The sequence below is a fragment of the Methylomarinum sp. Ch1-1 genome, assembly GCF_030717995.2.
In the GTDB taxonomy this organism is placed as follows: Bacteria; Pseudomonadota; Gammaproteobacteria; order Methylococcales; family Methylomonadaceae; genus Methylomarinum; species Methylomarinum roseum.
This window is the reverse complement of sequence record NZ_CP157743.1, coordinates 1032587-1057104: the sequence shown is the minus strand read 5'-3', so window position 1 is coordinate 1057104 and position 24518 is coordinate 1032587. Positions and strand designations below refer to the sequence as shown.

The following is a 24518-nucleotide window of genomic DNA, read 5'->3' as shown; positions in this document are numbered from 1 at the left end:
TTAGGTTCCTTCCCGCCACGAGGCCAGATAGGTTTGCTGTTCCTTCGTCAAGCTGTCGATAGCTATTCCCATCGCCTCCAGCTTCATCGTAGCGACCTGACCGTCGAGATCGGATGGCACCGGGTGCACCGCGTGATCGAGCGATGCGCCGTGTCGCCATAAATAAGCGACGCTCAAGGCCTGATTGGCGAAACTCATATCCATCACCGTCGCTGGATGGCCTTCCGCCGCGGCCAAATTGACCAGCCTGCCTTCCGCCAGCAGACGAATGCGACGGCCATCTTTTAGACGGTAGGATTCGACGCTGCTGCGCGGACGGCTTTTATCGGTCGCCAGCCGCTGCAATGCCGGAATATTGATCTCGACATTGAAATGTCCGGAATTGGCGATCACGCAACCGTCTTTCATCACTTCGAAATGGGCCTGATCGAGCACATGTTTATCGCCGGTGGCGGTAACGATGAAATCCGAACACGCCGCGGCTTCCAGCAAAGGCATGACCCGAAAGCCGTCCATCGCCGCCTCCAGCGCCCGCAGCGGTTCGACTTCGGTGACGATGACATGGGCGCCGTGCCCCTTGGCGCGCATCGCGATGCCGCGCCCGCACCAACCGTAACCGGCGACCGTGAAGGTCTTGCCGGCGAGCAGGATATTGGTCGCCCTAATGATGCCGTCCAGCGTACTTTGCCCGGTGCCGTAACGGTTGTCGAACAAATGTTTGGTCATCGCGTCGTTGACTGCGATGACCGGAAAACGCAAGGCATTGTCCGCCGCCATCGCGCGCAGACGAATCACGCCGGTGGTCGTTTCCTCCGTGCCGCCGATTACGACGGGCAGACAGTCGGCGCGATTTTTATGCAATTCGCTGACGAGGTCGGCGCCGTCATCCATCGTCAGCTGCGGCCGATGATCCAGCGCCCTGGCGATATGCCGATAATAGGTGTCGCCATCTTCGCCGCATTTGGCGAAAGTCGGCACCTGATAATGCCGCACCAACGCCGCGGCGACGTCGTCCTGAGTGCTGAGCGGATTGCTGGCGCAAAGCACCAGTTCCGCCCCGCCGGCAATCAGGGTGCGCGCCAGATTGGCCGTTTCGGTAGTGATATGCAAACAACCGCTAATGCGCGCCCCGGCCAATGGTTTTTCCCGATCAAAGCGCTCCATCAATTGCCGCAAGACCGGCATTTCGCTGAGCGCCCAATCGATGCGCTCGCGGCCCTGGTCGGCTAGCGCAAGATCCTTCACATCATGGTTTTTATCATTCACGAACGCTACTCCATCTCAGTTATTCGAGATTAAGGCAAAGGCTTAGCCGCGCCATCGGTCTGATGGCGGCCGGTGAGCGGAACGAAACTGACGCCTAGTATCGCCTGGGCCGCTATTTCCCCGCTTAACTTGTGTTCGACGACGATCAATTCCTGATAACTGTAAGGCAAGCCGACCGGAATGACCAGCCTCGCGCCGGGTTTCAGTTGTTCGATCAGCGGTTGGGGAATTTCCGACGCGGCGGCCGTCACGATGATGCCGTCATAAGGCGCCTGTTCCGGCCAGCCATAATAGCCGTCGTCGGTTTTGAGTTCGATATTGTCATACCCCAATTTGTCGAAGCATGCCTGCGCCTGCTGCGACAATCGTTCGATGATCTCGATACTGTAAACTTTGCGCACTAGCCGTGATAACACGGCCGCCTGATAGCCGGAACCGGTGCCGATCTCCAAAATGCGGTCGCTGGCTTTGCTGTTGAGCAAATCGCTCATCAACGCGACGATATAAGGCTGGGAAATGGTCTGCCCCATGCCGATCGGCACCGGGCCATCGTCATAGGCGTGCTCATGCAGCTCCTGGGGAATGAATTCATGTCTCGGCACCTCCCTCATCGCCGCCATGACGCGGGCGTCCAAGGCGTCTTTGCCGATCTCTGTTCGGGTTAGCCTGACTTCCCTTTCGATGTCCTTCAACATGCGTTGTACATCGTTCATGCATCGACCTCCACAGGGGCATAAACTACTGAGTCATTTTGAATTCCAACACAATAGCGGCCGATTTTCAATTAAAGTCTTTAGCCCCAGTAATTCAGTTTGAGTATTTTTGCAGGGTTTAGGGCATGAGGTGTGTCTGTCGAGGAGCGCCGTAAACCCATCCCTGGGGGCTTGACGGCAGCATCCTTGCTGCCGACATCCTCGCCAAACACACCCCATGCCCTTTTTGAATGCCAAAGTGGGAATTGCTGCTTTAGCCCAGCAGAGCTACCTCATTAAATGAATGAGTGGCAAAACAGAATTTAACAACAAATACGCCAGGGGGATCCGCTGTGCGTGATCCATCTCACGGATGTGGGTGTGCTGACGATAGGAAGCGCACCGGTTTTTGATGCGCTTCACGCTGTTCGGCACATCCGAAGACAAGACGGTGCTTTGCGTAGGAGCGCCGCCCTCGGCGCGAAAAGAGCCATTCGGCCCGAGGGCGGGCCTCCTACGGGCAGACTTTGGCGGAGCAAGCGCACCTTGTTTCGATGCGCTTCACGCTGTTCGACACATCCGAAGGCAAGGCTACATTGGCATGCAACCGTAGGGTGATTCGCCGCCAGGCAATGCGCCTGGATACCTGACCAATTTTGCCTCCGGCGGCGGTTTTTGGCGGCTTACTTCGCGAAGCCGCCCTACGTTGGCGGATCCGCTGCGCTTGATCCGCCCTACCGGTGCGGGTAGGGTGTGCTGACGATAGGAAGCGCATCAAAACACTCCTTTCCCTTGAACGACGATCACCTGCGCTTGCCGCCTTTTTCGGCCAAAATGCAATCATCGCTTTACTCCTGGCAGAAAGCGTAGAATCATTAATAACATCCGGCAACAAAAAAACGGTGGATGCGATGAAAGCGATGCGCTTAACCAGTCTCTGCAATCTGAATGAGAACCAAACGCCGCTGGAATGGGTGCAAGCGCCTGTTCCGACGCCGGCGGCACACGAAATATTGATTCGGGTCTCGGCCTGCGGCGTCTGCCATACCGAGCTCGATGAAATCGAAGGGCGCACGCCTCCGCCCCATCTGCCGGTCATTCCCGGACATCAAGTGGTCGGCCGCATCGAAACGGTCGGAGATCAGGTCGACGACTTTAAAGCGGGCGACAGGGTCGGCGTCGCCTGGATTTTCTCCGCCTGCGGCCATTGCAAATTCTGTCTGAGCGGACAGGAAAACCTGTGTCCGGCGTTTCAGGCCACCGGCCGCGACGCCAACGGCGGCTACGCAGAATACATGACCGTCGATCAACATTTCGCCTATCGCATTCCCGACAGCTTTACCGATCAGGAGGCGGCGCCGTTGCTGTGCGCCGGGGCGATCGGATACCGTTCCTTGCGTCTGACCAATTTACACGACGGCCAGCGGCTCGGACTGACCGGCTTCGGCGCTTCCGGTCATCTGGTGCTGAAGATGGCGAAGCACCGCTTTCCAAACAGCGAAGTGTTTGTGTTCGCCAGAAGTCCGGAGGAAAGACAATTCGCCCTGGAGCTCGGTGCGACCTGGGCCGGCGACACGAAACGGCGAGCGCCGCACAAGCTCGATGCGATCATCGACACGACGCCGGCTTGGCAACCCATCGTCGAGGCGCTGGCTAACCTGGAAGCGGGCGGGCGACTGGTGATCAACGCGATCCGCAAGGAAGCCGGTCAAGAAAGTCTTTTACAATTGGATTATCCGCGCCACCTTTGGCTGGAAAAGGAAATCAAGAGCGTCGCCAATATCACCCGACGCGATGTCAGCGAGTTCCTGACCCTGGCCGCTGACATGAAAATGCAACCGGAAGTCCAGCTGTTTAGTCTGGAGCAGGCTAACGAAGCGCTGGTCGAATTGAAAACCCGTAAGATACGCGGCGCCAAGGTATTGAAAATCGGTTAACGCTCGATAGAATCGGCGGAAAACGCATCACCGGCGCTGATAGGCGCGACCTGATATAGGCTACTCAGGTTAGGCTTTGAACCATGCGCTGCGCATCAGTTGATTCAGGCCACCGCCTCGCCAAGCTGACTCTGGGCGATATCCAACAAGGCATTGACTTCTTCTTCGCCAGTCAAACGATCCAGCCTGAACAGGTCGGCATGAGTGGAATACTCCGCGACGCCGATCATGACTTCCACGGCTATGTTGCCCGGCGTTTTGACCTGGTTGAAAATATCGCTTTTAATTTTTTGCGCGATCTGTTCGGCGTGTTCCTGCGATACGCCCGGCAGCGCCAACAGTAATTCTTCCGGGCCGACTCTGGCCGCGATATCGACCCCGAGCCGAATATCCTGCTTCATCGTCTTCACGACTTTCAGCAGCGTCGTGTCCATTTCATGATCGAGCAAAGTATGTTTAATCTTGAAATCCCTGAGACTCAGATACAGCAACGAAAAAGGCAGTCCATTGCGCCGTGAGTTATCCGTTTTTTCCTGAAGCCGGGTCAACATGCTGTCTTTGCACAACAGCTGCGTCAATGGGTCGATGACTTCATTTTCCTTGGCCAAGGCCAGCTGAGCTTCCAGCCTCAGCACATTGATGATGCCCAATGAACAGGCCAGCAATACCCCCAGAATCCAACTGAAATACCACATGACACTCTCCTAATAAAGCTTATGATCGTTGTCGCGAATAAAATCGACGGTGATTTTGCCGCGCAGCACACGAAACACCCAACTGGTATAGATGACAATCAGCGGCAAGAAAATCACCGTGACCCAAAACATCAAGTTCAGCGTCGCCTGACTGGAACTGGAGTCCCAGACGGTCAACGAGCTGTTCAATGACATGTTGGATGGAATGAGGAATGGGAACATCGACACGCCGGCGGTCAGGATGATCGCCGTGAGGGTCAAGGAACTAGTGAGCAAGCCCCACCCCGGACGATCGAATCTGGACAAGGCGATAGTGGCCAAGGCGCCGACGAAGGCCGCTGCCGGCACGCCCCATAGCGCTGGCACGTGATTATAGTTGTCCAACCACAAACCTTCGGCCCGCTTGACAAACTTATTCAGCGGGTTGGACGGCGCATTCGGGAAAATTTCCGAGGTGATGTGATAGCCCTCTAAATGGGTGATCCACAAGCCGCCCAGCGCAAACAACACGATGACCAGCAAGCTCGATTTCAACACGACCGACTTGGCGCGCTGGTAAATCTCCGCATCGGTCCTTAATTGCAAATAAACCGCGCCATGCATCAAAAACATCGACACGCTTAAAACGCCGGCCAGCAATGCGAAGGGATTGAGCAATCCTCTGAAAGTCCCCAGATAAAAGATACGCATATCGCTATCGAGATGAAACGGAATGCCTTTCAACAGGTTGCCGAAACCGACCCCCATAATCAGCGCCGGCACTAAACCGCCGACAAACAAGGCCTTGTCCCAGTTATTCCGCCAGTTTTGATCGGGCAGTTTGCCTCGGTAATCGAAGCCCAACGGCCTTAGAAACAATGCTACCAGCGTCGCGAACAGCGCGAAATACATGCCGGAAAAGGAGACCGCATAGGCCATCGGCCAGGCCGCGAACAAGGCGCCGCCGGCGGTGATGAACCAGACCTGATTGCCTTCCCAGGTCGGTCCGACCGAATTGATGATGACCCGCCTTTCGTCATCGCTTTTACCCAGATACGGCAATAACATCGCTACGCCAAGGTCGAAACCGTCGGTAACGGCAAAACCGATCAGTAGCGCCCCCAAAAAGGCCCACCAGATGATCCTGAGGGTTTCGTAGTCGAAAATCATGACAACTCTCCTTCGGCGACTTCAAAATGATAACGACCGGTGTGCAGACTGCTCGGCCCCAGTTTGATGAACTTCAGCATCAAGAACATTTCTATCACTAGAAAAATGCTATAGGCGATGAAATAACCGGACAGGCTGATGATCAGATCCCATTCCGTTAATGAAGAGGCGCTAAGGAAGGTCGGCAGTATCTCCGCGATCGTCCACGGCTGACGACCGAATTCGGCGACGAACCAGCCCATTTCACTCGCGATCCAAGGCAACGGAATCATGTATAGACTGGCCTTCAGCAGCCATTCCTGACGGCATTTGCGGATCGAGCTGGCGATAAAGGCCAGGGCAAAGATCACCAACATAACGAAACCGCAAGCCACCATGACCCGAAAAGTCCAGAATAACGGCGCCACTCGCGGAATGCTGTATTGCGCAGCCATTTCGATCTGTTCGTCGGTCGCATCGACGACGTGTTCGGTCCAGCGTTTCAATAACAGCCCATATCCCAAATCGTCTTTCACGCCATCAAACTCGGCCAACAATTCCGGGTCACGCTTGTTATCCCGGAGTTGCTGCAGCAAGGCGTAAGCCTTGATGCCATTGCGTATCCGTAGCCGATTATGCTCCAGGATTTCGCTAATGCCGATAATCGGCTCATCGATCGAACGGGTGCCGATCAGTCCCAGCACCCAGGGGATTTTAACCGCATACTCGGTCTCCATCTTATCCTGATTCGGCAGACCGATTACCGTGAATGCGGCCGGCGGTTCCTCGGTATGCCACTCCGCCTCGATCGCCGCCAGCTTGGTTTTTTGAACCTCGCCATCGGTATAGCCGCTTTCATCACCCAGCACGATCACCGACAACACCGCAGCCAATCCGAACCCTGCGGCAATGGTGTAGGAACGTTGCGAAAATGCCGCATCGCGCCCTTTCAGCATATACCAAGCGCTGATGCCGAGCACGAAGGCGGAAGCCGTGGTATAGCCGGCCGCGACGGTATGCACGAATTTGACTTGGGCGGCCGGATTGAAAATCAAGTCGCCGAAACTCTCCACTTCCATGCGCATCGTTTCGTAATTGAATTCGGCGCCAATCGGGTTTTGCATCCAGCCGTTGGCGACCAGTATCCACAACGCGGACAGATTGGTCCCTAAGGCTACCAGCCAGGTGATCATCAGATGCTGGCCCTTGCTTAAACGGTCCCAGCCGAAAAAAAACAGCCCGACAAAGGTCGATTCCATGAAAAAGGCCATCAGACCTTCAATCGCCAGAGGCGCTCCGAAAATATCGCCGACATAATGAGAGAAATAAGACCAATTCATGCCGAATTGAAATTCCATCGTCAAGCCGGTGGCGACGCCCAGCGCAAAGTTGATGCCGAACAATTTCCCCCAGAACTGGGTCATATCCTTATAAATCTGCCGACCGGTCATCACATAGGTAGACTCCATGATGGCCAGCAGAAACGACAAACCCAACGTTAACGGGACAAACAAAAAATGGTACATGGAGGTAACGGCAAACTGCCACCTCGACAACTCAACCACTCCTTCCGAGATCATAACCTACCCCTCTTTCATTCGCATAAACTTAACCTCGCTGCCCGGCAAAAGACGGTTGGCCGAAATTTGAGGACAAAGCCAATATTAGCGTTTTATTATAAACAAAACAAGATAAATCATCCGAAGACAAATTTCAGAATGGGGTCATTGTGCACCGATCGCGCAAAAGAAGATAGTCGCAATTTGGCTGGGGCTAGGTATAAAGAGGGCTAGCGATAGTTCAGCACACCTGTTTGGCAGGAAAAACGCAGCGGAAACAACTGCCGGCGCCCAACTCGCTATGAATTTCCAACTTGGCGTCGTGCCGGACCAGCACATGCTTGACGATGGCCAGACCCAAACCGGTGCCGCTGAGTTTGCGACTGCGCTTAACATCGACCCGATAAAAACGTTCGGTGACGCGGGGAATATCGCTGCTGGCAATGCCCTCTCCCTGGTCTTCCACCTCCAGACAGGCGCCGCCATCGGCGGCCGCATTCCAACGCACCTTGACCACGGAGTCCTCTGGGGAATATTTCAACGCATTGACGACCAGATTGGTAAAAGCGCTGCGTAATTCCTGAGGATCACCCATCAGTTTCTTATCGGTGCCGAACACCAGTTCTATCCGTCTGGCGGAATTCTCGATGATATCGCCTTCATGACAGATCTGACTGAGCAGGGAGGGAATATCGACGCATTCGACATGCTTATCCGTCGTTTCCAGACGCGTCAACAGCAACAGGTCATCGACCAGAAATTGCATGCGTTCGGTCTGGGCGTACATTTGCTGAAAGGAGCGGGCATACTTGGATCGCTCCTCTTCCATCTCCTGCAGCGTTTCCAGATAGCCCTTCAACACGGTCAATGGCGTACGCAGTTCATGCGAGACATTGGCGACGAAATCCTTGCGCATCCGCTCCATGTTTTTAAGCTGGGTGATATCCTGGGCGACCAACAACCTAAGGCCGGCGCCATATGGAACGACGGTGATCTGCAAAATGATGCTGTCGATGACCGGCGAAGGAATGCTGATTTTCTGAGTATAGTCATCGGCATTGAGAAACTGGCTGAACAACGGCGAACGAATCAGATTATCGATGCGCTGCCCCTTGTCGGATTTTTTCAAACCCAATACTTCCCTGGCGGCCTTATTGATCCACTCGATTTCGGCATGTTTGCCCAACACGACCGCAGCATCGGGCAGAGCATTGGTGGATTTGCGAAACTGATCGATCATCTTGCTCAGTTTCTTCTTCCGTTTTTTTTCGTTTTTTTTGATCTTGTACAGATGATAATAGATATCTTCCCAGATACCCTTGGCCTTCAGATTATCGCCGATGGCGCCGCGTCTCAGCCAACGCTCCAATGCGCTGATCAGCAGCGTTTGCCTGACCAGTAAATAGATCGTGAGCAATAACAATAATTCGACGAAATGGCCGATGAAAAAGCTCAGTATAAGCGCCGCAATGAACAGTAAGGCGACTATATAGGTTTCCCTCCACCACCAACGTCCCATCGTTCACTCAACCGGAAACGGAAAAACGGTAACCAAATCCACGGACTGTCTGCACCAGGTCTTCGCGACCATATTGAGCCAGTATTTTTCGCAAACGCCGAATATGCACATCAACGGTACGCTCCTCGATATAAACACTGCGCCCCCATACCTGATCCAGCAACTGAGTCCTGCTATAGACTTTGTCCGGATTCAGCATGAAGAAATGCATCAACCTGAACTCGGTGGGACTAACATCCAATGCCTGACCGTCTATCATCAGCCGGTGTTGCTCGGTGTCCAGAATCAGATCACCGACCGCAATCTGCCGACTCTCACCGCTCTTGCCGCTGCGCCGCATCACCGCCTTGATGCGGGCGATCAATTCTTTCGGCGAGAAAGGCTTGGTCATATAATCGTCGGCGCCGATTTCCAAACCGCGAACCTTGTCCTCTTCCTCGCCGCGGGCGGTCAATAAGATAATCGGTATCTCCTTGTAACTGTCATCCTTTTTCAACCGACGCGCCAGCTCTACTCCACTGATGCCGGGCAACATCCAATCCAACAACAGCAAATCTGGCAAATTTTCCGCCAACGCCCGCAGCGCCTGCTCGGCGCTTTCGACCGCCGTTACCTGCAAATCTGATTGTTCCAAGGCCATGACCAACATCTCCCTGATGGCTTCTTCATCTTCAACGACCAGAACCTTCAATTTCGACATAATTTTCTGTGATCCGCTTATAAACCTTTTTAATCTATCAGCCCAATGTTACCTTTTTATGACAACGCAAGCATAGAGGCATCGCAGTCGAAACGGTTTGGCTCAAGACCATCAATGGCGGTAATTCCCATTTGGATAACAAAGAGGATTTGGGGTGCGTTTGGCGAAGATGACGGCAGCAGGGAGTGCGCCATCAAGCCCCCACACCGCTAAAACGCTCAAACCGGGAATTCTGGATCAATGGCTAGCCGCTACGCTAGGTCCGTCGATTTCGATATCATGCGCCAGGCCATGCAGGGAAAAGATCAGCAGGACTCCGGCCAGAATCAATGCAATCTGCTCTAACGACGTCTTGATATCGGTTTTTTTATGCAGCGACGGAATCAGGTCGGCCACGGCGATATAGATAAAACTGGAAGCCGCCAGCGTCAAAAAATACGGCAACAGATCATGTAAATCCTCCAGGCTGAAATAGGCCAGCACTCCGCCAATCACCGTCGTCAAACTGGCCAGGATATTATAGAAAAGCGCCTTGCCCTTGGAGTAGCCGCTTTCCAACAGAATGGCGAAATCGCCGACTTCTTGAGGAATTTCATGGGCGGCCACCGCCAGGCTGGTCACGATGCCCAGATGAGTATCGGTCAGAAATGCCGCTGCGATCAGGACGCCATCGACAAAGTTGTGCATGCTGTCGCCCAGTATAATCAGTACGCCTGTCGAGCGGCGGCCGTGACTATGGTCATGATGATCATGACCGTCATCGAGGTGAGCCTCACAAGAATGAGAATGACAGTGACGCCAGATTAACAGCTTTTCCAGGATGAAGAACAACAGAATGCCAATCAATATCGTGCCCGATAGCGACTGCAGCTGATCCGGCTTAGCCTCCTCGAAGGCGTGAGGAATCAGGCCCCAGAAAGAAACGGTCAATAATGCCCCGATGGCGAAACTGATGCCGTGCGGTAAAATACGATTCCTATGCGGTTCCGGCAGCAATAAAAATATACCGGCGGCCAGCACACTCAACACACCGCCTATCGCAGTAAAGATGATGATATAAAGCAATAAATCCAAAGTCAGTCTCTCCAAATGAGCGTCGCCATGCGGCCGGTTTCACCGTCTCGGCGATAAGAATAAAAACGTTCCGATTCGGTGACGGTGCAAAAATCACCCCCGTAGATGCGGTTGACGCCTTGCCTGGCCAAAGTGATGCGCGCCAGCCGATAAATATCCGCCAGCCACTTATGTTCGGCGTGTTCGCGGAAGGCGTGGGCAAACTCCGCAGACTTATGCACGAAAGCCTGCCTGACGTCATCGCCGACTTCAAAACACTGCGCACCGATCGCCGGCCCCATCCAAACCAATGATTCGGAGTCGGCCATCATCTCCACGGTGCGCTCGATGATGCCGCTCAAAAGGCCCCGCCAACCGGCGTGAGCCGCGGCGATTCGCCGGCCATCATCAGTCGTGAACAATAACGGCAGGCAGTCTGCGGTCAGCACCGCGCAAACGATGCCGGGGCGATCGCTGTAACTGGCGTCGGCCTGCGCCACGCCGTCGACCTGATTCGCGTTAACGACTCGCGCCCCGTGCACCTGCCGTAACCAGACCGGCTCGTTCGGCAAATTCAGCATCTGCTTGATCCGCTGCCGATTGACCCGCACGTTTTCGATATCGTCATTGACGTGGCCGGCCGGATTCAAACTCTGGTAGGCGCCGCTGCTGACGCCGCCCGTCCTCAGCGTCGTTGCGCCATGCACGTTCGTCGGCGCCGGCCAATCGGGTTCAATCCAGTTCATCTTCAGCCAATACCGCCAAGAGTTGTTCCATATCGTCCGGTAACGCTTGCTCCCACTCGCAATACTCGCCGGTTAGCGGATGATCCAGCCCCAGTTTGGCGGCATGCAGCGCCTGTCGCTTGAAGTTTCGGAGCGCCTCCTCCAGCTGTGCACTGCATCCCGCCGGCAATTGAAAGCGCCCTCCATAGACCTGATCGCCCACCAACGGGTAATGAATATGCGCCAGATGCACCCGAATCTGATGAGTGCGGCCTGTTTCCAGCTTGACCCGCAACAGCGTATGCCGCTTGAAGCGCCGTTCCAGGCGGTAATGGGTCACCGCCTGTTTACCATCTTCTCTGACCGCGTTGCGTTTGCGGTCTATCGGGTGGCGGCCGATCGGCTCGTCGACGGTGCCGCCGGCGGTCATCCAACCTTTCACCAGCGCCAGGTATTCGCGGGTTATCGTTCTGTTCTGCAGTTGTTCCGTCAGGCTGTGATGCGCCTGCAAGCTCTTCGCCACCATCAACAAGCCACTGGTGTCCTTATCCAGACGATGCACGATCCCCGCCCTCGGCAAAGTATTTAGATTCGGGTCATGATTCAGCAAGCCGTTGACCAACGTTCCGTGCCAATGACCGGCGGCCGGATGCACGACCAAGCCGGGCGGCTTATTGATAATCAGGATAGCCTCGTCTTCGTAGACGATGTCCAGCGGAATGTCCTCGGCTTCGCTCTCCAGCACGACTTCCGCCTCGGCGTCCAAGCGGATTTCCTCGCCGCCATCCAGCTTGTCTTTGGCCTTCAGCGCTTGACCATTAACCCGCACCCGCCCTGACTTGATCCAGGTTTGCAACTTGCTGCGCGAATAATCCGGAAATACTTCCGCCAGACATTGGTCCAGCCGCATGCCCGCCAGCTCTACAGGTACTTTTGCCGTTAATATAGCCATATTCAACTGATTTTAAGTTATACTCGCGAATGGGAAAAACGCCTCAGCGTTCTGAAAACACAAAAAAACCCGTTATAGTACAACGTGTCGTCAACAATATGCGATTACTTTTAATAAAATTTTTATTTCTTTTTGCCCTGTTGGCGCCGCTGGCGGGCTGCGAGACATTAAAGAACCTGCAATCGGCCGACTCCGGTTCGGACGCCGAATATAACGGCTGGGATGCGAAACAATTCCATGACAAAGCCAGGGACGCGATGAAAGCCGGCAATTATCAGAAAGCGATCAAGCTGTATGAAACCCTGGAAGCGCGTTATCCCTTCGGCGACTATGCGGCCCAGACCCAACTCGATGTCGCCTATGCTTATTATAAGAACGACGATCCGGAAGCCGCCATCGCAGCAGCCGACCGCTTCATCAAGATTCATCCCAGAAATCCCAGCGTCGATTACGCCTACTACCTGAAAGGTCTGGTCAATTATAACCGCGGTATCGGGTTTATCGATCGATTTCTGCCCACCGACGCCAGTCAACGAGACCCTGGCAACGCCCGCGATGCTTATGATAATTTCGCCGAGCTGATTCGGCGTTTCCCCGACAGCAAATACGTGCCGGACGCCAAACAACGCATGATCGCGCTCAAAAACAACCTGGCCATGTATGAAGTCCATGTCGCCCGTTTTTATTTGAAGCGGCGCGCCTACGTCGCTGCCGCCAATCGCGCCAGCCATGTCGTGCAGGAATATCAGCGCACGCCGGCCGTCCCTTACGCCTTGGAAATCATGCAGCAGGCCTACGGCAAACTCAACCTGAGCGATCTAGAGGCCGATGCCAAACGGGTTTACCAGCTAAACTATCCTGACGGTCCGCCGATCAGAAAGGATGAAGCTGAAAAAACCTTCGTCGAATCCCTCTGGGACAGCATTGGCTTCGATGAATAAAGGGCAATCCCGCGATGAATAGCAGACGCTCCCCGCGCAGAACTTTCTGGCGACTGCTTTTGTTAACCATCGCGCCCGTTTTCTGCGCCTTTGCCCACCATCCCGACAACGCACCGCCGTTGTTTCAGAACCGCTTTTTCACCCTCTCCCAAGACAACCAGCTGATCTGTACAACCAGCGAAAAACAATTTAAATCGCCGGCCGAATTGCGCGCGATCATCGCCTACTATGAAAAAAATGCCGCTGACCTACGTCAACATTCGGTTGCCGTGCTGACCGACCATATTCATCCGTTGCATCTACAAGATTTACTGGAATTTCGTGAAGATTGCGCCGACACCCCATCGCCTGACTTATGCGTGTTGGAAAAATACTGGGACAGTGAAGAGTCCGCGCTTAGGGTCCTGGCGCTGTTTTATGACACCAAAACCATCATCAAACATAGCGACGATTACCTGATCCCTCGGTTTAAAGATGATCATCTGCGCGTTTTCGAGAAGGGCATTCGTAAGATTCCACCGTTTTTACGTAAAACGATCACCCGGGCCAAACCAATCAACAAACTGGAAAAAGCCATCGCCAAAGCGCCGGCTCACCTGCAGTCGCTGATCCTGGAAGCCTCCCCCGAAGATTACGAAACCAGCATCTGGACCGACCACACCCATCCGTTAACGATCGTACCCGGCACCGGCTTCAGAAGCCAGACGGTGGCGCAGGTTTATAACGGCCAGAACCTGATCATCTTCACCATCCGAGGTTTCGACAAAGCCAAAGACGGAAAGATGTATCGCGACATCGACCTGAAATATCTGGTCGACTTCAGGCTGCCGATACTGATCCATGAAATCGCTCATACGATTGATAACTTCCACTTCTGGAACGGCAGCGATGACCTGTATTTTTTTTACTGGTATCGAAAAATGTCCACCGACAACGCCACGTCGAAACGTATTCTCGACGCCAAACTGGCGTTGTGGCCTTCCAAGTGGTTTGAAGCCTTCGAATACCTCTGGGAAGTCAATGAAGGCCGCTATAACGGCAGGATACAGGAAAAACTGGCCGAACTGGTCGCCCAATATGTGTTGATACCGGAACGGCTAAAACAAAGCTCTCCGGTCGCCTATCGCTGGCTGCGCGACGATGTTTTCAAAGGCGTCGAATACCAAGGCTACGACAGTTGTTCGGCGCCGATCACCAAACCGCTGGACTTCTGGGAAGACGCCGTCGCCAAGGTGCTGGGACAATAAGCGTTTATCCATACAGCAAATATCAATTTGGATAGCAACCCCAGGCAATCACATTCACAAAACCCATAGCCAGACCGATGCCAATCCACTGATGGCGCTGCCCAACAGCGGCAAGCCGACGCGCAGGCCCATAGGGCGTCCTCCGATGAAGGTCGCCATGCCGCCCTTGATCAGATTATTGATGGCCGCGGCGATCACGATTCCGCTTACCGCAATGCGCAATGTCAGATCGTGCTGACTCATACGCGCAAGCGAAAGCGTTATCGCATCCACATCCGCGACACCGGATGCGGCTGCCAGCGCCAAGACCCCGGCTTCTCCGAACCAGCTCTGCAATGCTTTACCAAGCAGCATCACTAACATCAACAACAAGCCAAAACTCAGCGCTGTCTTCAGTTCCAAAGGATTTTTAATCGGCGCCACCGCGTCGGTTTTCTTATGCGACGATGCGCGCCAATAAAACAGTACGGGTAAATAGCTCAGCAGCGCCATCACCAACGCCGGCACTACCAGCAATCTGAATAAATGAGGATTGAGCAGGCTTGCGACTAACACCATGCGCGGAAACATAGTCCCGCAGGCGAGCAGAATGCCCATCGCCAAGATCGGCGCCAGCGCCGCATCACGACGCGATATCCTTGAAAAATGCAGCGTCAGCGCCGTGGACGATGCCAAGCCGCTAAACAAGCCGGTAAATACAGCGCCCCGACGAGCCCCGCCGATCTTGATCGCGAAATAGCCGACGAAAGAAATGGCCGCAATCAACACCACCATCCACCAGATCGCATAAGGATTCAAGGCATTCCAAGGGCCATAGCCCTGATTCGGAAGAATCGGCAACAAAACCACCGAGATCAACAAGAGCTTGATGCCGGCGCGCAGTTCACTGGCTTCAAGGGCGCTCACCCACCGATGCAACAACGGCTTGTAGCTCAGCAGCAGTGTGGTCACCACGGCGGAAGCGGCAGCGATGGCAACCTCGCCGATGGCTGCCAAAGCGCCTAAGATAAAAGTTAAAAGCCCCGCGACTAAGCTGGTAATGCCGACATCGTTGCCTCGATGCAGATTCACGACGTAAGCCGCGGTAAACATCAGCGCAAGCCCGACGAATGCTAACCCCATGGTCAGCGGACCAAACCGTTCGGCAAGCAGGGCTGAGCCTCCCCCTAGCAAACCGGTTAGACCGTAAGTACGCACACCGGCAACGCGCGCGCCCTCCTCGGCTTTGCGTTCCTTCCAGCCACGCTCGAGACCGATCAGCAGGCCTATAGCCAAGGCCACGCTCAAATAGTAAAAAGTTTGCTGCGTATCGCTCATGCGTTAATCATGTAGTTGAAGTAAGGCTATGGTTAACATCAATCTTACAGACATTCCGACCTCTTTGGCCAGGATTGACCTGCAAACTCAAATCGTGTCGGGGCGATTAATGGTCAAAAACTAAGCGATTTTCATTTTTACCCTGTATAGCGGAACTCCAATATAAATCAGCCAGGCTTCTTGATGATCCGAGCTGTTGTCATTGACGACTCATTAGGTAGGGTTTCGCCCCAACCAAGTCAATCGCGCCATGTTGCGGTAATTGCCCTGCGAGCGGATCCACTGCGCGTGGTGCGCCTCACGGATGTGGGTGGATTCGCCGCCAGGCAATCCGCCTTTGATACACACAATGCCAAATTTGGCCCCCGGTGCGGGTTGTGGCGGCTTGCTTCGCGAAGCCACCCTACGCGTTATATCGCAACCGTCGGATGGCCCCACCGTAGGGTAGATTCGCCGCCAGGCAATCCGCCTTTGATACGGACAACGGTCAATTTTGGCCCCGGCGCGAGTTTTGGCGGCTTGCTTCGCGAAGCCGCCCTACGCGTTATATCGCAACCGTCGGATGGCCCCACCGTAGGGCAGATTCGCCGCCAGGCAATCCGCCTTTGATACGGACAACGGTCAATTTTGCCCCGGCGCGGGTTTTGGCGGCTTGCTTCGCGAAGCCGCCCTACGCGTTATATCGCAACCGTCGGGTGACCACCGTAGGGTGGATTCGCCGCCAGGCAATCCGCCTTTGATACACACAATGCCAAATTTGGCCCCCGGTGCGGGTTGTGGTGGCTTGCTTCGCGAAGCCACCCTACGCGAAGCCGCCCTACATTGGGAGCGCACCGGTTTTTGATGCGCTTCACGCTGTTCAGCATCCTACGCAGAGGTTGGGTAATCGCGCCATGTTGCGGTGATTATGACGGCCTGTCACATAAGCCAGCACCTAAACCAGGGCAACGGCTTCATCTGTCAAGCGAATAACCGAATGGCAGCAATTCCCATCAGTTTGGCGTTCAAAAATGCTCAAACTGAATTGCTAACCGAACGGTTCTATTTCGGAAAGTTAGTGTAAGCCAAATCGTAACTATTCAGTATCTTTCAGGGTTTAGGGAGTAGACCATTGATTTCTCGGGACGCGTGAATACTTCCATGTAAGCTCTGACTGCAACGTCCTGTTGCAGACAGCCCGATAAATCAATAGCCTACTCCCTCTGATAAAAATACGCTGAGTAATTACGCCAAATCCTAACCTAAATCACCCCAACAACGCCTTCAATTCCGGGAGGCAGGAACCGCACCCGGTTCCCGCGCCCAAACAACGACCGATCGCGTCAACGTCAGTTAGCTTTTTTTTCTCTATCGTGTCGATTAGCGTTTGTTCGCCGATATTGAAACAGGCGCAAACCGTACGACCTACATCCGCCTGACCTTTGGGAGGTTTGGCGCTGAGCAGACTCAACCGTTCCGCCTGACTCAGCCTGCCCTGCGAAAACAATGACTGCAACCAGCCGCTATCGGGCAGTTGCCAATGGCTGGAAACGAATACACAGCTTTGTAATTGCTCGTCGCCTAATTGTGCCGCCCGGTAAACACCGGCGGAGGTATCTCGATATTCTATCCATTCCGGATCACGCCCTGGAGTGTTAGCAGGCAACAAGGTCCTCGCCCACGCGGCGATATCGTCATGAGCCGTCTTCGTAGCCAGATGATAAAGCCAATATCGCTCCCCTCTTACCTTGACGCAATAGTCGAACCGCGGCAGCGTCAATGCCTGTCGGCTGATGACAAACAGATAATGGCGGACAATATAAGGTGACACCCGCACCGGCGTATGCTTGCTTTCGGGTTGTCCGGAATAAGGATCAACCACTGGATTGACCGTTGCCCCGACTCGCCCGCAACGGCTTAACTGCTCGGTCCAATGCATCGGCGCGAACAAACACCCCATTTTTTGTTTGGATGTCACATGCACTCGACCCAGCATACTGCCCCAGCGGCTTTCAAGCAAAGCCAACCCCCCATCGACGACATCAGCCCGATCGGCGTCCTTGGGATGTATTTCAACGAACGGTTCCGGTTTATGACTGCTCAAGCGGGCCGATAGTCCGGTTCGGGTCATCGTATGCCATTGATCCCGAATGCGCCCGGTATTCAAAATAAATGGATAAGCTGCTGTCGGCGCATTGACAGGCGCCCGCCAATTCACGGGAATAAAATTGGCCCTAGCATTAGGCGTAAAAAAACGGCCGTCTGAAAACAGCCGGGCTACACCATGGCCCGACCTATCCGTGACTGGCCACTGCACCGGTTGCAATCGAGCGTAGTCTCGCTCGGACAAGCCACACAGGCCGGCCAGGTTGAAATCCCGTATGCCATGGCTTTCATCATTCTCAAACGCCGATAACGCGGCATGCTCCTGAAAGATCTCCGCAGCGGAATTGAAATTGAAACCCTCGTCAAAGCCCATGTGTTTGGCGACCTCGCAAATAATCCGCCAATCCGGCCGCGCTTCGCCACTCGAAGGAAAAAGGGCCCGTTGTCTCGAGATCCGCCGTTCGCAATTGGTCACGGTGCCGTCCTTTTCGCTCCAGCCGGCGGCCGGCAGCTTCACATCGGCCCAGGCCGTGGTATCGGTGGAGGCGATGCAGTCCGACACCACCACCAGATCACAGCGTTGCAAGGCCTGTTTGACGAAATCGGCATTGGGCAGGCTGACGACAGGATTGGTCGCCATGATCCAGATCGCCTTCACGTTACCGGACGCCACCGCATCGAACAGCTCAACTGCTTTAAGGCCAGGCTGGTCGGCCACCTGCTCGCTGTTCCAGAATCGTCTCAGACGTCGCACATGTTCGGGATTATCCAGCTCCATATGCGCGGCCAGCGTATTAGCCAATCCTCCGACCTCGCGTCCGCCCATGGCGTTGGGTTGGCCGGTCAATGAAAAAGGCGCCGCACCGGGTTTACCGATACGCCCGGTAGCCAGATGACAATTGATAATGGCATTGCATTTATCGGAACCGGCACTGGATTGATTGACCCCCTGGGAATACAAACTCACCGTCTTGTCACATTGGGCGAACCAGCTATAAAACTGGCGTAAATCCGGCTCCGGCAGATCGCAGTGTTCGGCGACATGCCTCACATTACCGGCTTCGCTCTGCGCGGAAAGCAAGGTATCGGAAAATCCGTCGGTATGCTGTTCGATAAAATCCATGTCCAGCTTGTTATTTTCGGCTAGATAGCAAAGCAAACCGTTAAATAAGGAGACATCGGAGCCCGGCCTTAACGGCAAGTGCAAATCGGCCAGGTCGCAACTGTCCGTATCCCGCGGATCGATGACAACGATCTTCAATTTAGGATTATTTTCCTTGGCCTTGCGAATGCGCTGAAATGCGACCGGATGACACCAGGCGAGGTTGGATCCGACCAAAACCAATAAATCGGCCAGTTCCAGATCCTGGTAATTGCCCGGCACGGTATCCGAACCGAAGGCGCGCTTATAACCGACGACCGCGGAGGACATGCACAGGCGGGAATTGGTATCGATATTGGCTGAACCGATAAAACCTTTCATCAGCTTGTTGGCGACATAATAGTCTTCCGTCAACAGTTGACCGGACACGTAAAAAGCCACGGCATTCCGTCCGTGCTTTGCAATAATATCGTTGAATCCTGACGCGACGTGCGTCAGCGCTTGTTCCCAACCGCAGCGCCGTCCTTTTATTTCCGGATAGAGCAAGCGTCCTTCCCGACTGACGGTATCGGCCAAAGCCGATCCCTTGGAGCACAAACGGCCATAGTTGGCCGGGTGTTGTTTGTCGCCTTGTATCTTGATCTTGTGCGCCTTTGCATCTTCGATCACCGCTTCTACACCGCAACCGACGCCGCAATAGGGACAGGTAGTTTTAATGATGTGTTCGCTCATTTCGTCATAACCAGTTGTTTCAGGCGGCTTCCGAGTGTACCGCTCGGCCGAAAATCAATGCTTCCCGCATTTGGGAAATATCCGTCTTGTCGTGCATCAATTGTTGATACCAGGCGCTGTCGCTCGTATCGCCATACATCAGCATGCCGACGATTTTGTTTTGCCGTAGCACGATCTTGCGATATAGACGCCGTGCGTGATCGATCAATTGTAAGGTATCGGCCTCTTCATCGCCTTGGTAATCGCCCATCGAAAATAGCTTGATACCGCTCACTTTTAGCATGGTGGCCGGAGTGATCGAGCGATAAACGACATTACCCTGCCCGGCGAGAATTTGTGCGCAAACCTTGGCTTGTTCATAGACCGGCGCGACCAAGCCGAACAGTTCTCCCCGATGTTGCACACATTCGCCGACCGCATACACCCGATCGTCACTGGTCTGCATGTTATCCCGGACGATGATGCCTCGTTCACAATCTAATCCGGCCGCTTTCGCCAGCGCTATATTCGGCACGATTCCAGTTGCCATCACCAAAAGGTCGGCCGGCAGCTCCCGGCCGTCATCGAGGACGACGCCGGCGATATTTTCGTCCTCATTAACTATCGATTTGATAGAAAGACCGAGGCAAAATTGCACGCCTTTCGCCTCCAATTCCGCCTGCAACATGGCCCCGGCATGCTCGTCCAATTGTTTGTTCAGTATGTGGTTGGCCCGATTAACAACTGTCACCCGCATGCCGCGTTGCAATAAACCATTGGCCGCTTCCAGACCGAGCAACCCCCCGCCCAGAACGACGGCATTGCTGTGACTGCGCGCCTTATTGATCATGTATTCGACATCGAAAATATCTCGGAATCCAATCACCCCCCGGACATTCCTCCCCGGAATAGGAAGGATATGCGAACTTGATCCGGTGGCGATCAACAGACGATCATAATCGGTCCGGCTGCCGTCGCGGGTGATGACTCGACGCGTGTCGGTATCGATAGCAGTCACCGCTTTGTCCGGGCCGCACTGTAAATCTATCCGATGTGATTGATACCAGGCGAAATCGTGAATCATGATGTCATCGATCCGCTTGGCGCCATACAGTACCGGCGTCAACAGGACGCGGTTGTAATTGCCATAAGGTTCGGCGCCGAAAACCGTTATCGTGAATTTGTCCGCCGCGATGCCAAGCAATTCTTCGATGCAGCGCATCCCGGCCATGCCATTGCCGATAACAACGAGTTTTTCTTTCATAAGTCTACATCCAAAAAAAAACGCCTTACCCCCCTTTCGGGAGATAAGGCGCCATTGCCTAACATGGGTGTGTCGATAACCTTGGGTATCTCGTTAAAGTCTAAAGCAGTATTCGGGCCAACGAATCAGATCCCGCCAAATTCAGCCGCTACGCGTTGGAACAGAGAATAACCGAACCAGATCACGGGTTTCATCGCCGCTTAAACCCTTAGAATTCTCTGCCTTGGTGCGCAACGCACCGTTACTGTGCAGGCTTCTGATTCAGTAAATCGGCCATCGCCAACACATTTTTCGCCATGTCGCCGATGGTCAAGCCCCTTTCCATCGCCAATTTACGCAACGCATGATAGGCCTGTTCTTCAGAGTAACCTTGAGTCTTGATCAACAAGGCCTTGGCCTTGTCTATATCCTTACGCTCTTCCAGTTTGGTTTTGGTTTTTTCCAATTCCAACTTCAATGCGTGCTGTTCCTTGAAACGAGCCAATGCGATATCGACAATCGCCTTGATCCGTTTGGCCTCGAAACCGTCGACGATATAGGCGCTGACTCCCGCCTTGATCACTTTATTGATTGTTTCGGTGCTTTGGTCCTCGGCGAACATAATCACCGGAACGGCATGCTGCTGATTGATACCGATCACTTGCTGCAAGAGAGTTTTATCGGGACGGTATAAATTAAGGATGACGATGTCCGGCCGCAAGTTCTTGACCATTTCCAGCAATTCAAGCCCCGACAGGTTCAATGCCGCAACGTCATAGCCGCAGTGCTGAAGTGTTTGCTGCAATACATCGTCACCCTCCAATTCATTGGCCACCAACACGCTCAACTTGCTCATGATTCAATCCAGTTCGATGACGGCCAACGACCCATCGGGCATGATTTCCGTTATCACGCTCTTCGGTTCATTCAGAAAAAGAATGGTCGTCAGCGACAGCAGACAACATAGCGCCAAAATCAAAAAGAACACGGACGCCGGAACGAAGGTCAGCGCGACCAGAAAGAAAATCGCCCCGGCATTACCGTAGGCGCCGACGACTCCGGCGATTTGCCCGGTCATCGATCGCTTTACCAAAGGAACCACCGCGAAAACAGCGCCCTCGGCCCCTTGCAAAAAAATGGAACAGATCAAGGTGACGGAAACCGCCAGGGCGATAGGCCATTGCGGCGAAATCTGCGCCATCAACACATAACTGATCGTGAGTCCGGCACAATACACATATAACGTCGGCTTGCGTCCGAATCTATCGCTGACCCAGCCGCCGGCCGGCCTGGCTATCAGGTTGAGCAGCACAAAACAGGCCGCCAGCATACCGGCCTCGACCAAGGTGACCTGTTGCGAGGCATTGAAGGTTTGATAGAAAAAAATCGGCAACATCGACACCACCGCCAATTTAGAACCAAAAGTCACCAAATACAGCAAACCCAGCACCAAGACCTGACTGACCTGGTAACGATGAACGATCGCCACCGGTTGACTGAGCCGTTCCGCATTCAGGTCGATAACCTTGTAGGCGTGATAAAAAAACACGCTCCAAATCAACAGATTGATGACCAGGATCCAATAGCCTGATAACAGAGCCATCTCCGGACGCGAAAGTTTCCACACCAACAGAGACAAGGCTCCATAAAGCGGGACGATCGCAAGGATATACAAAAACAAATCGCGAATGCTGGAAACCTCGAGAATAGTCGTAGGCCCACGCCGTAGGCAATGCGCACAATCCGGCAGATTCTTCACGTTGCAATAATAGATAGCGGCAAAACACAAGGACAATAATCCGGTAAGCGCGATGGCATATCGCCAGCCGTTTTCGTCGCCAAAATACAGCGCCGCACCCGGTAAAAGCATGGCGGCGACGGCTGAACCGCAATTCCCCCAGCCGGCATATATGCCTTCGGCGGTGCCCATTTGCCGGGAGGGGAACCAGTCTCCGATAATGCGGATGCCGATGACGAAGCCGGCGCCGATGCCTCCTAACAGAAAACGCGCCCAGGCCAGTTGGGCAAAACTATCGGCCAATGCAAACATGAAACAAGGCAGGCTACACAGCGCCAATAACACACTATAACTGATACGGGCGCCGTAACGGTCGACCAACACGCCGACCAACAAGCGCGCCGGGATCGTTAACGCCACATTCAACAATAATATGATGTTGATCTCCTGTGCGCTCAGTCCGATTTCCTGCTGAATCATCAGCATTAACGGCGCATGATTGAACCAGACGATAAAACTGATCAAAAAGGCCATCCAGCTCATGTGCAAAACTTTCATTTTGCCGCTCAAGCTGAAAAGATTAAATTTAATTGCGCTCATGCTAGATTCTTCAATATCAATTTATACGTCTTTATGCAGTTTCCATACCACCCCATCTGGATCAAATCAAAATCGTACCTTCGGCGAAAATCACCGCTTCCCCGCCTACTCGTAGCGGCAACAAAGCCTCGCCTTTGTTATCCATTTCGATGTTCAGCACACTGCGGCGACTGTCGGCATCACCACGGTCCACGGCAAAGGTATAGGTTCCCTTGCGAGTAAAATCGAAAGAACAAAGATAAGCGGCAAAAGCCGGAATGGCATTACCCACCGGCGGGTCTTCTTGCAAACCGATATTCGGCCCCAGCAGTCTCAAATTGAAATCGGCATCCGGATATGGGGTTTTCGGGGCGAACAACAAAATTTCCTGGGCGGCAGTTTGCGGAGCCACCGACTGGCTCCAGGTCGCATAATTGAATCGAGCCTTGCGCACGCTGGCGTAGCTCCAAAGCGGCACGATGAGATAGGGAAAGCCGCAAGACACCAAGCGGGGAGCGTATTTATTATGGTCCAGGTCGGCGACCCGTAAGGATAGAAAACCAGCCAGCTCTTGATCGCTGGGCGCAAAGCGATCCACCACCGAAGCGACCTTGCGGGTAAATTGCACCAAGGAGGGCCGACCATCCCTGGCCGAAATATTGACCTCGACCGGCCCGGAATTCTGTTCGAACACCATCTGGGTCAAGGGCTCGGCGAGTTGAATATCGCCACAATGCCCCAGCACATAGGCGGTCGCGATCACCGGGTGGCCGGCGAAATCGATCTCGCCATGGGGGGTGAAGATTCGCATGACCCGCCGATGCGGATCTACCGGCGAATTAAACACGAACACCGTCTCTGTCAAGGCCAGCTCCTGCGCAATCAACGCCATTTGCTCATCCGCCAATCCGGTTGCCTGCGGGAAAACGGCTATTTGCGCGCCTCCGAACAATTCGCGGGTAAACACATCGGTTATATAATATTGATAACTCATGGCTCGCTCCCGAAGGCAATTTGCACACGCTGTTTGTCGATACGGACGTTATACGTTTGCAGCTTAACCGCCTCATCCTCAAGGCATACGCCTGTCTTCAGGCTGAAATGCTGTTTATACATCGGCGAAGCCACCATCGGTTCGCCCCGCAAGTCGCCGATCATGCCGCGCGAAAGCACATTGGCATGGGAAAACGGATCATGGTTATCTAACGCGAAAACGGCTTGCTCTCTGGGTAGATAAAAGATGGCGATTTGTCGGTTGTCGATCAGGGCGCAGACGCCCGAATCCGGTTGCAGATCGTCTACAGCGCAGATATCGCTCCATTCAGTCAT

Annotated in this window: 20 protein-coding genes; 3 read left to right on the top strand and 17 right to left on the bottom strand. The window is 53.9% G+C overall.

What is annotated here, in order from left to right:
• On the bottom strand, positions 1 to 1266 hold the full coding sequence (gene ahcY / locus Q9L42_RS05170; protein ID WP_305909492.1) for an adenosylhomocysteinase: 1266 nt from the start codon (positions 1264 to 1266) through the stop codon (positions 1 to 3).
• Positions 1267 to 1295: 29 nt separating this feature from the next.
• A complete protein-coding gene (locus Q9L42_RS05165; RefSeq protein WP_305909493.1) occupies positions 1296 to 1979 on the bottom strand; it encodes a protein-L-isoaspartate(D-aspartate) O-methyltransferase in 684 nt (227 codons plus the stop codon).
• Between the two features lie 890 nt (positions 1980 to 2869).
• Between Q9L42_RS05165 and Q9L42_RS05160 the strand changes: the two genes are divergently transcribed.
• Positions 2870 to 3895: a zinc-dependent alcohol dehydrogenase family protein gene (locus tag Q9L42_RS05160; protein ID WP_305909495.1), complete on the top strand. Its 1026-nt coding sequence runs from the start codon at positions 2870 to 2872 to the stop codon at positions 3893 to 3895.
• Between the two features lie 104 nt (positions 3896 to 3999).
• Here Q9L42_RS05160 and cydX read toward each other — a convergent pair whose 3' ends face one another.
• From cydX to rluD, 8 genes are all read right to left on the bottom strand, one after another.
• The gene (gene cydX / locus Q9L42_RS05155) at positions 4000 to 4590 is read right to left on the bottom strand and encodes a cytochrome bd-I oxidase subunit CydX (RefSeq protein WP_349432166.1); all 591 of its coding nucleotides are present in this window, start codon (positions 4588 to 4590) and stop codon (positions 4000 to 4002) included.
• A gap of 9 nt (positions 4591 to 4599) precedes the next feature.
• A complete protein-coding gene (cydB, locus tag Q9L42_RS05150; protein ID WP_305909496.1) occupies positions 4600 to 5739 on the bottom strand; it encodes a cytochrome d ubiquinol oxidase subunit II in 1140 nt (379 codons plus the stop codon).
• Positions 5736 to 7298, bottom strand: coding sequence for a cytochrome ubiquinol oxidase subunit I (locus Q9L42_RS05145; RefSeq protein ID WP_349432162.1), 1563 nt, complete (start codon positions 7296 to 7298; stop codon positions 5736 to 5738). Before Q9L42_RS05145 ends, cydB begins: the two co-directional genes overlap by 4 nt.
• Positions 7299 to 7518: 220 nt before the next feature.
• A complete protein-coding gene (gene phoR, locus Q9L42_RS05140) occupies positions 7519 to 8796 on the bottom strand; it encodes a phosphate regulon sensor histidine kinase PhoR (protein WP_349432161.1) in 1278 nt (425 codons plus the stop codon).
• Between the two features lie 7 nt (positions 8797 to 8803).
• Positions 8804 to 9496: a phosphate regulon transcriptional regulator PhoB gene (phoB, locus tag Q9L42_RS05135; RefSeq protein WP_305909497.1), complete on the bottom strand. Its 693-nt coding sequence runs from the start codon at positions 9494 to 9496 to the stop codon at positions 8804 to 8806.
• 237 nt (positions 9497 to 9733) lie between these two features.
• Positions 9734 to 10570, bottom strand: coding sequence for a ZIP family metal transporter (locus Q9L42_RS05130; protein WP_305909498.1), 837 nt, complete (start codon positions 10568 to 10570; stop codon positions 9734 to 9736).
• Positions 10571 to 10572: 2 nt separating this feature from the next.
• Positions 10573 to 11295, bottom strand: coding sequence for a peptidoglycan editing factor PgeF (gene pgeF, locus Q9L42_RS05125; RefSeq protein ID WP_305909499.1), 723 nt, complete (start codon positions 11293 to 11295; stop codon positions 10573 to 10575).
• On the bottom strand, positions 11282 to 12226 hold the full coding sequence (gene rluD, locus Q9L42_RS05120) for a 23S rRNA pseudouridine(1911/1915/1917) synthase RluD (protein ID WP_305909500.1): 945 nt from the start codon (positions 12224 to 12226) through the stop codon (positions 11282 to 11284). The genes pgeF and rluD overlap by 14 nt, the downstream gene beginning before the upstream one ends.
• A 98-nt stretch (positions 12227 to 12324) precedes the next feature.
• Between rluD and Q9L42_RS05115 the strand changes: the two genes are divergently transcribed.
• Entirely contained in the window at positions 12325 to 13167 is an 843-nt protein-coding gene (locus tag Q9L42_RS05115) for an outer membrane protein assembly factor BamD (protein WP_305909501.1), read from the top strand.
• A 14-nt stretch (positions 13168 to 13181) separates the two neighbouring features.
• Positions 13182 to 14414 carry a hypothetical protein gene (locus Q9L42_RS05110; RefSeq protein ID WP_349432160.1) on the top strand — a complete coding sequence of 411 codons (1233 nt, stop codon included), beginning with the start codon at positions 13182 to 13184 and terminating at the stop codon, positions 14412 to 14414.
• Positions 14415 to 14468: 54 nt separating this feature from the next.
• On the opposite strand, the gene Q9L42_RS05105 is transcribed toward Q9L42_RS05110, so the two are convergent.
• The 7 genes from Q9L42_RS05105 to nirD form a co-directional block, all read right to left on the bottom strand.
• Complete coding sequence (locus Q9L42_RS05105) at positions 14469 to 15731, bottom strand: MgtC/SapB family protein (RefSeq protein WP_349432159.1); 1263 nt, start codon at positions 15729 to 15731, stop codon at positions 14469 to 14471.
• A 1246-nt stretch (positions 15732 to 16977) separates the two neighbouring features.
• Entirely contained in the window at positions 16978 to 19650 is a 2673-nt protein-coding gene (locus Q9L42_RS05100; RefSeq protein ID WP_349432158.1) for a molybdopterin-dependent oxidoreductase, read from the bottom strand.
• Positions 19651 to 19669: 19 nt separating this feature from the next.
• Positions 19670 to 20893, bottom strand: a complete 1224-nt coding sequence (locus tag Q9L42_RS05095) for an NAD(P)/FAD-dependent oxidoreductase (protein WP_349432157.1) — start codon at positions 20891 to 20893, stop codon at positions 19670 to 19672.
• A gap of 241 nt (positions 20894 to 21134) precedes the next feature.
• A complete protein-coding gene (locus tag Q9L42_RS05090; protein ID WP_349432156.1) occupies positions 21135 to 21728 on the bottom strand; it encodes an ANTAR domain-containing response regulator in 594 nt (197 codons plus the stop codon).
• Between the two features lie 3 nt (positions 21729 to 21731).
• Positions 21732 to 23210 (bottom strand): MFS transporter, encoded by a 1479-nt coding sequence (locus Q9L42_RS05085; protein WP_349432155.1) that lies wholly within the window; start codon positions 23208 to 23210, stop codon positions 21732 to 21734.
• Positions 23211 to 23271: 61 nt separating this feature from the next.
• The gene (locus tag Q9L42_RS05080; RefSeq protein WP_305909512.1) at positions 23272 to 24183 is read right to left on the bottom strand and encodes a PhzF family phenazine biosynthesis protein; all 912 of its coding nucleotides are present in this window, start codon (positions 24181 to 24183) and stop codon (positions 23272 to 23274) included.
• Positions 24180 to 24518, bottom strand: a complete 339-nt coding sequence (nirD, locus tag Q9L42_RS05075) for a nitrite reductase small subunit NirD (protein WP_305909513.1) — start codon at positions 24516 to 24518, stop codon at positions 24180 to 24182. The genes Q9L42_RS05080 and nirD overlap by 4 nt, the downstream gene beginning before the upstream one ends.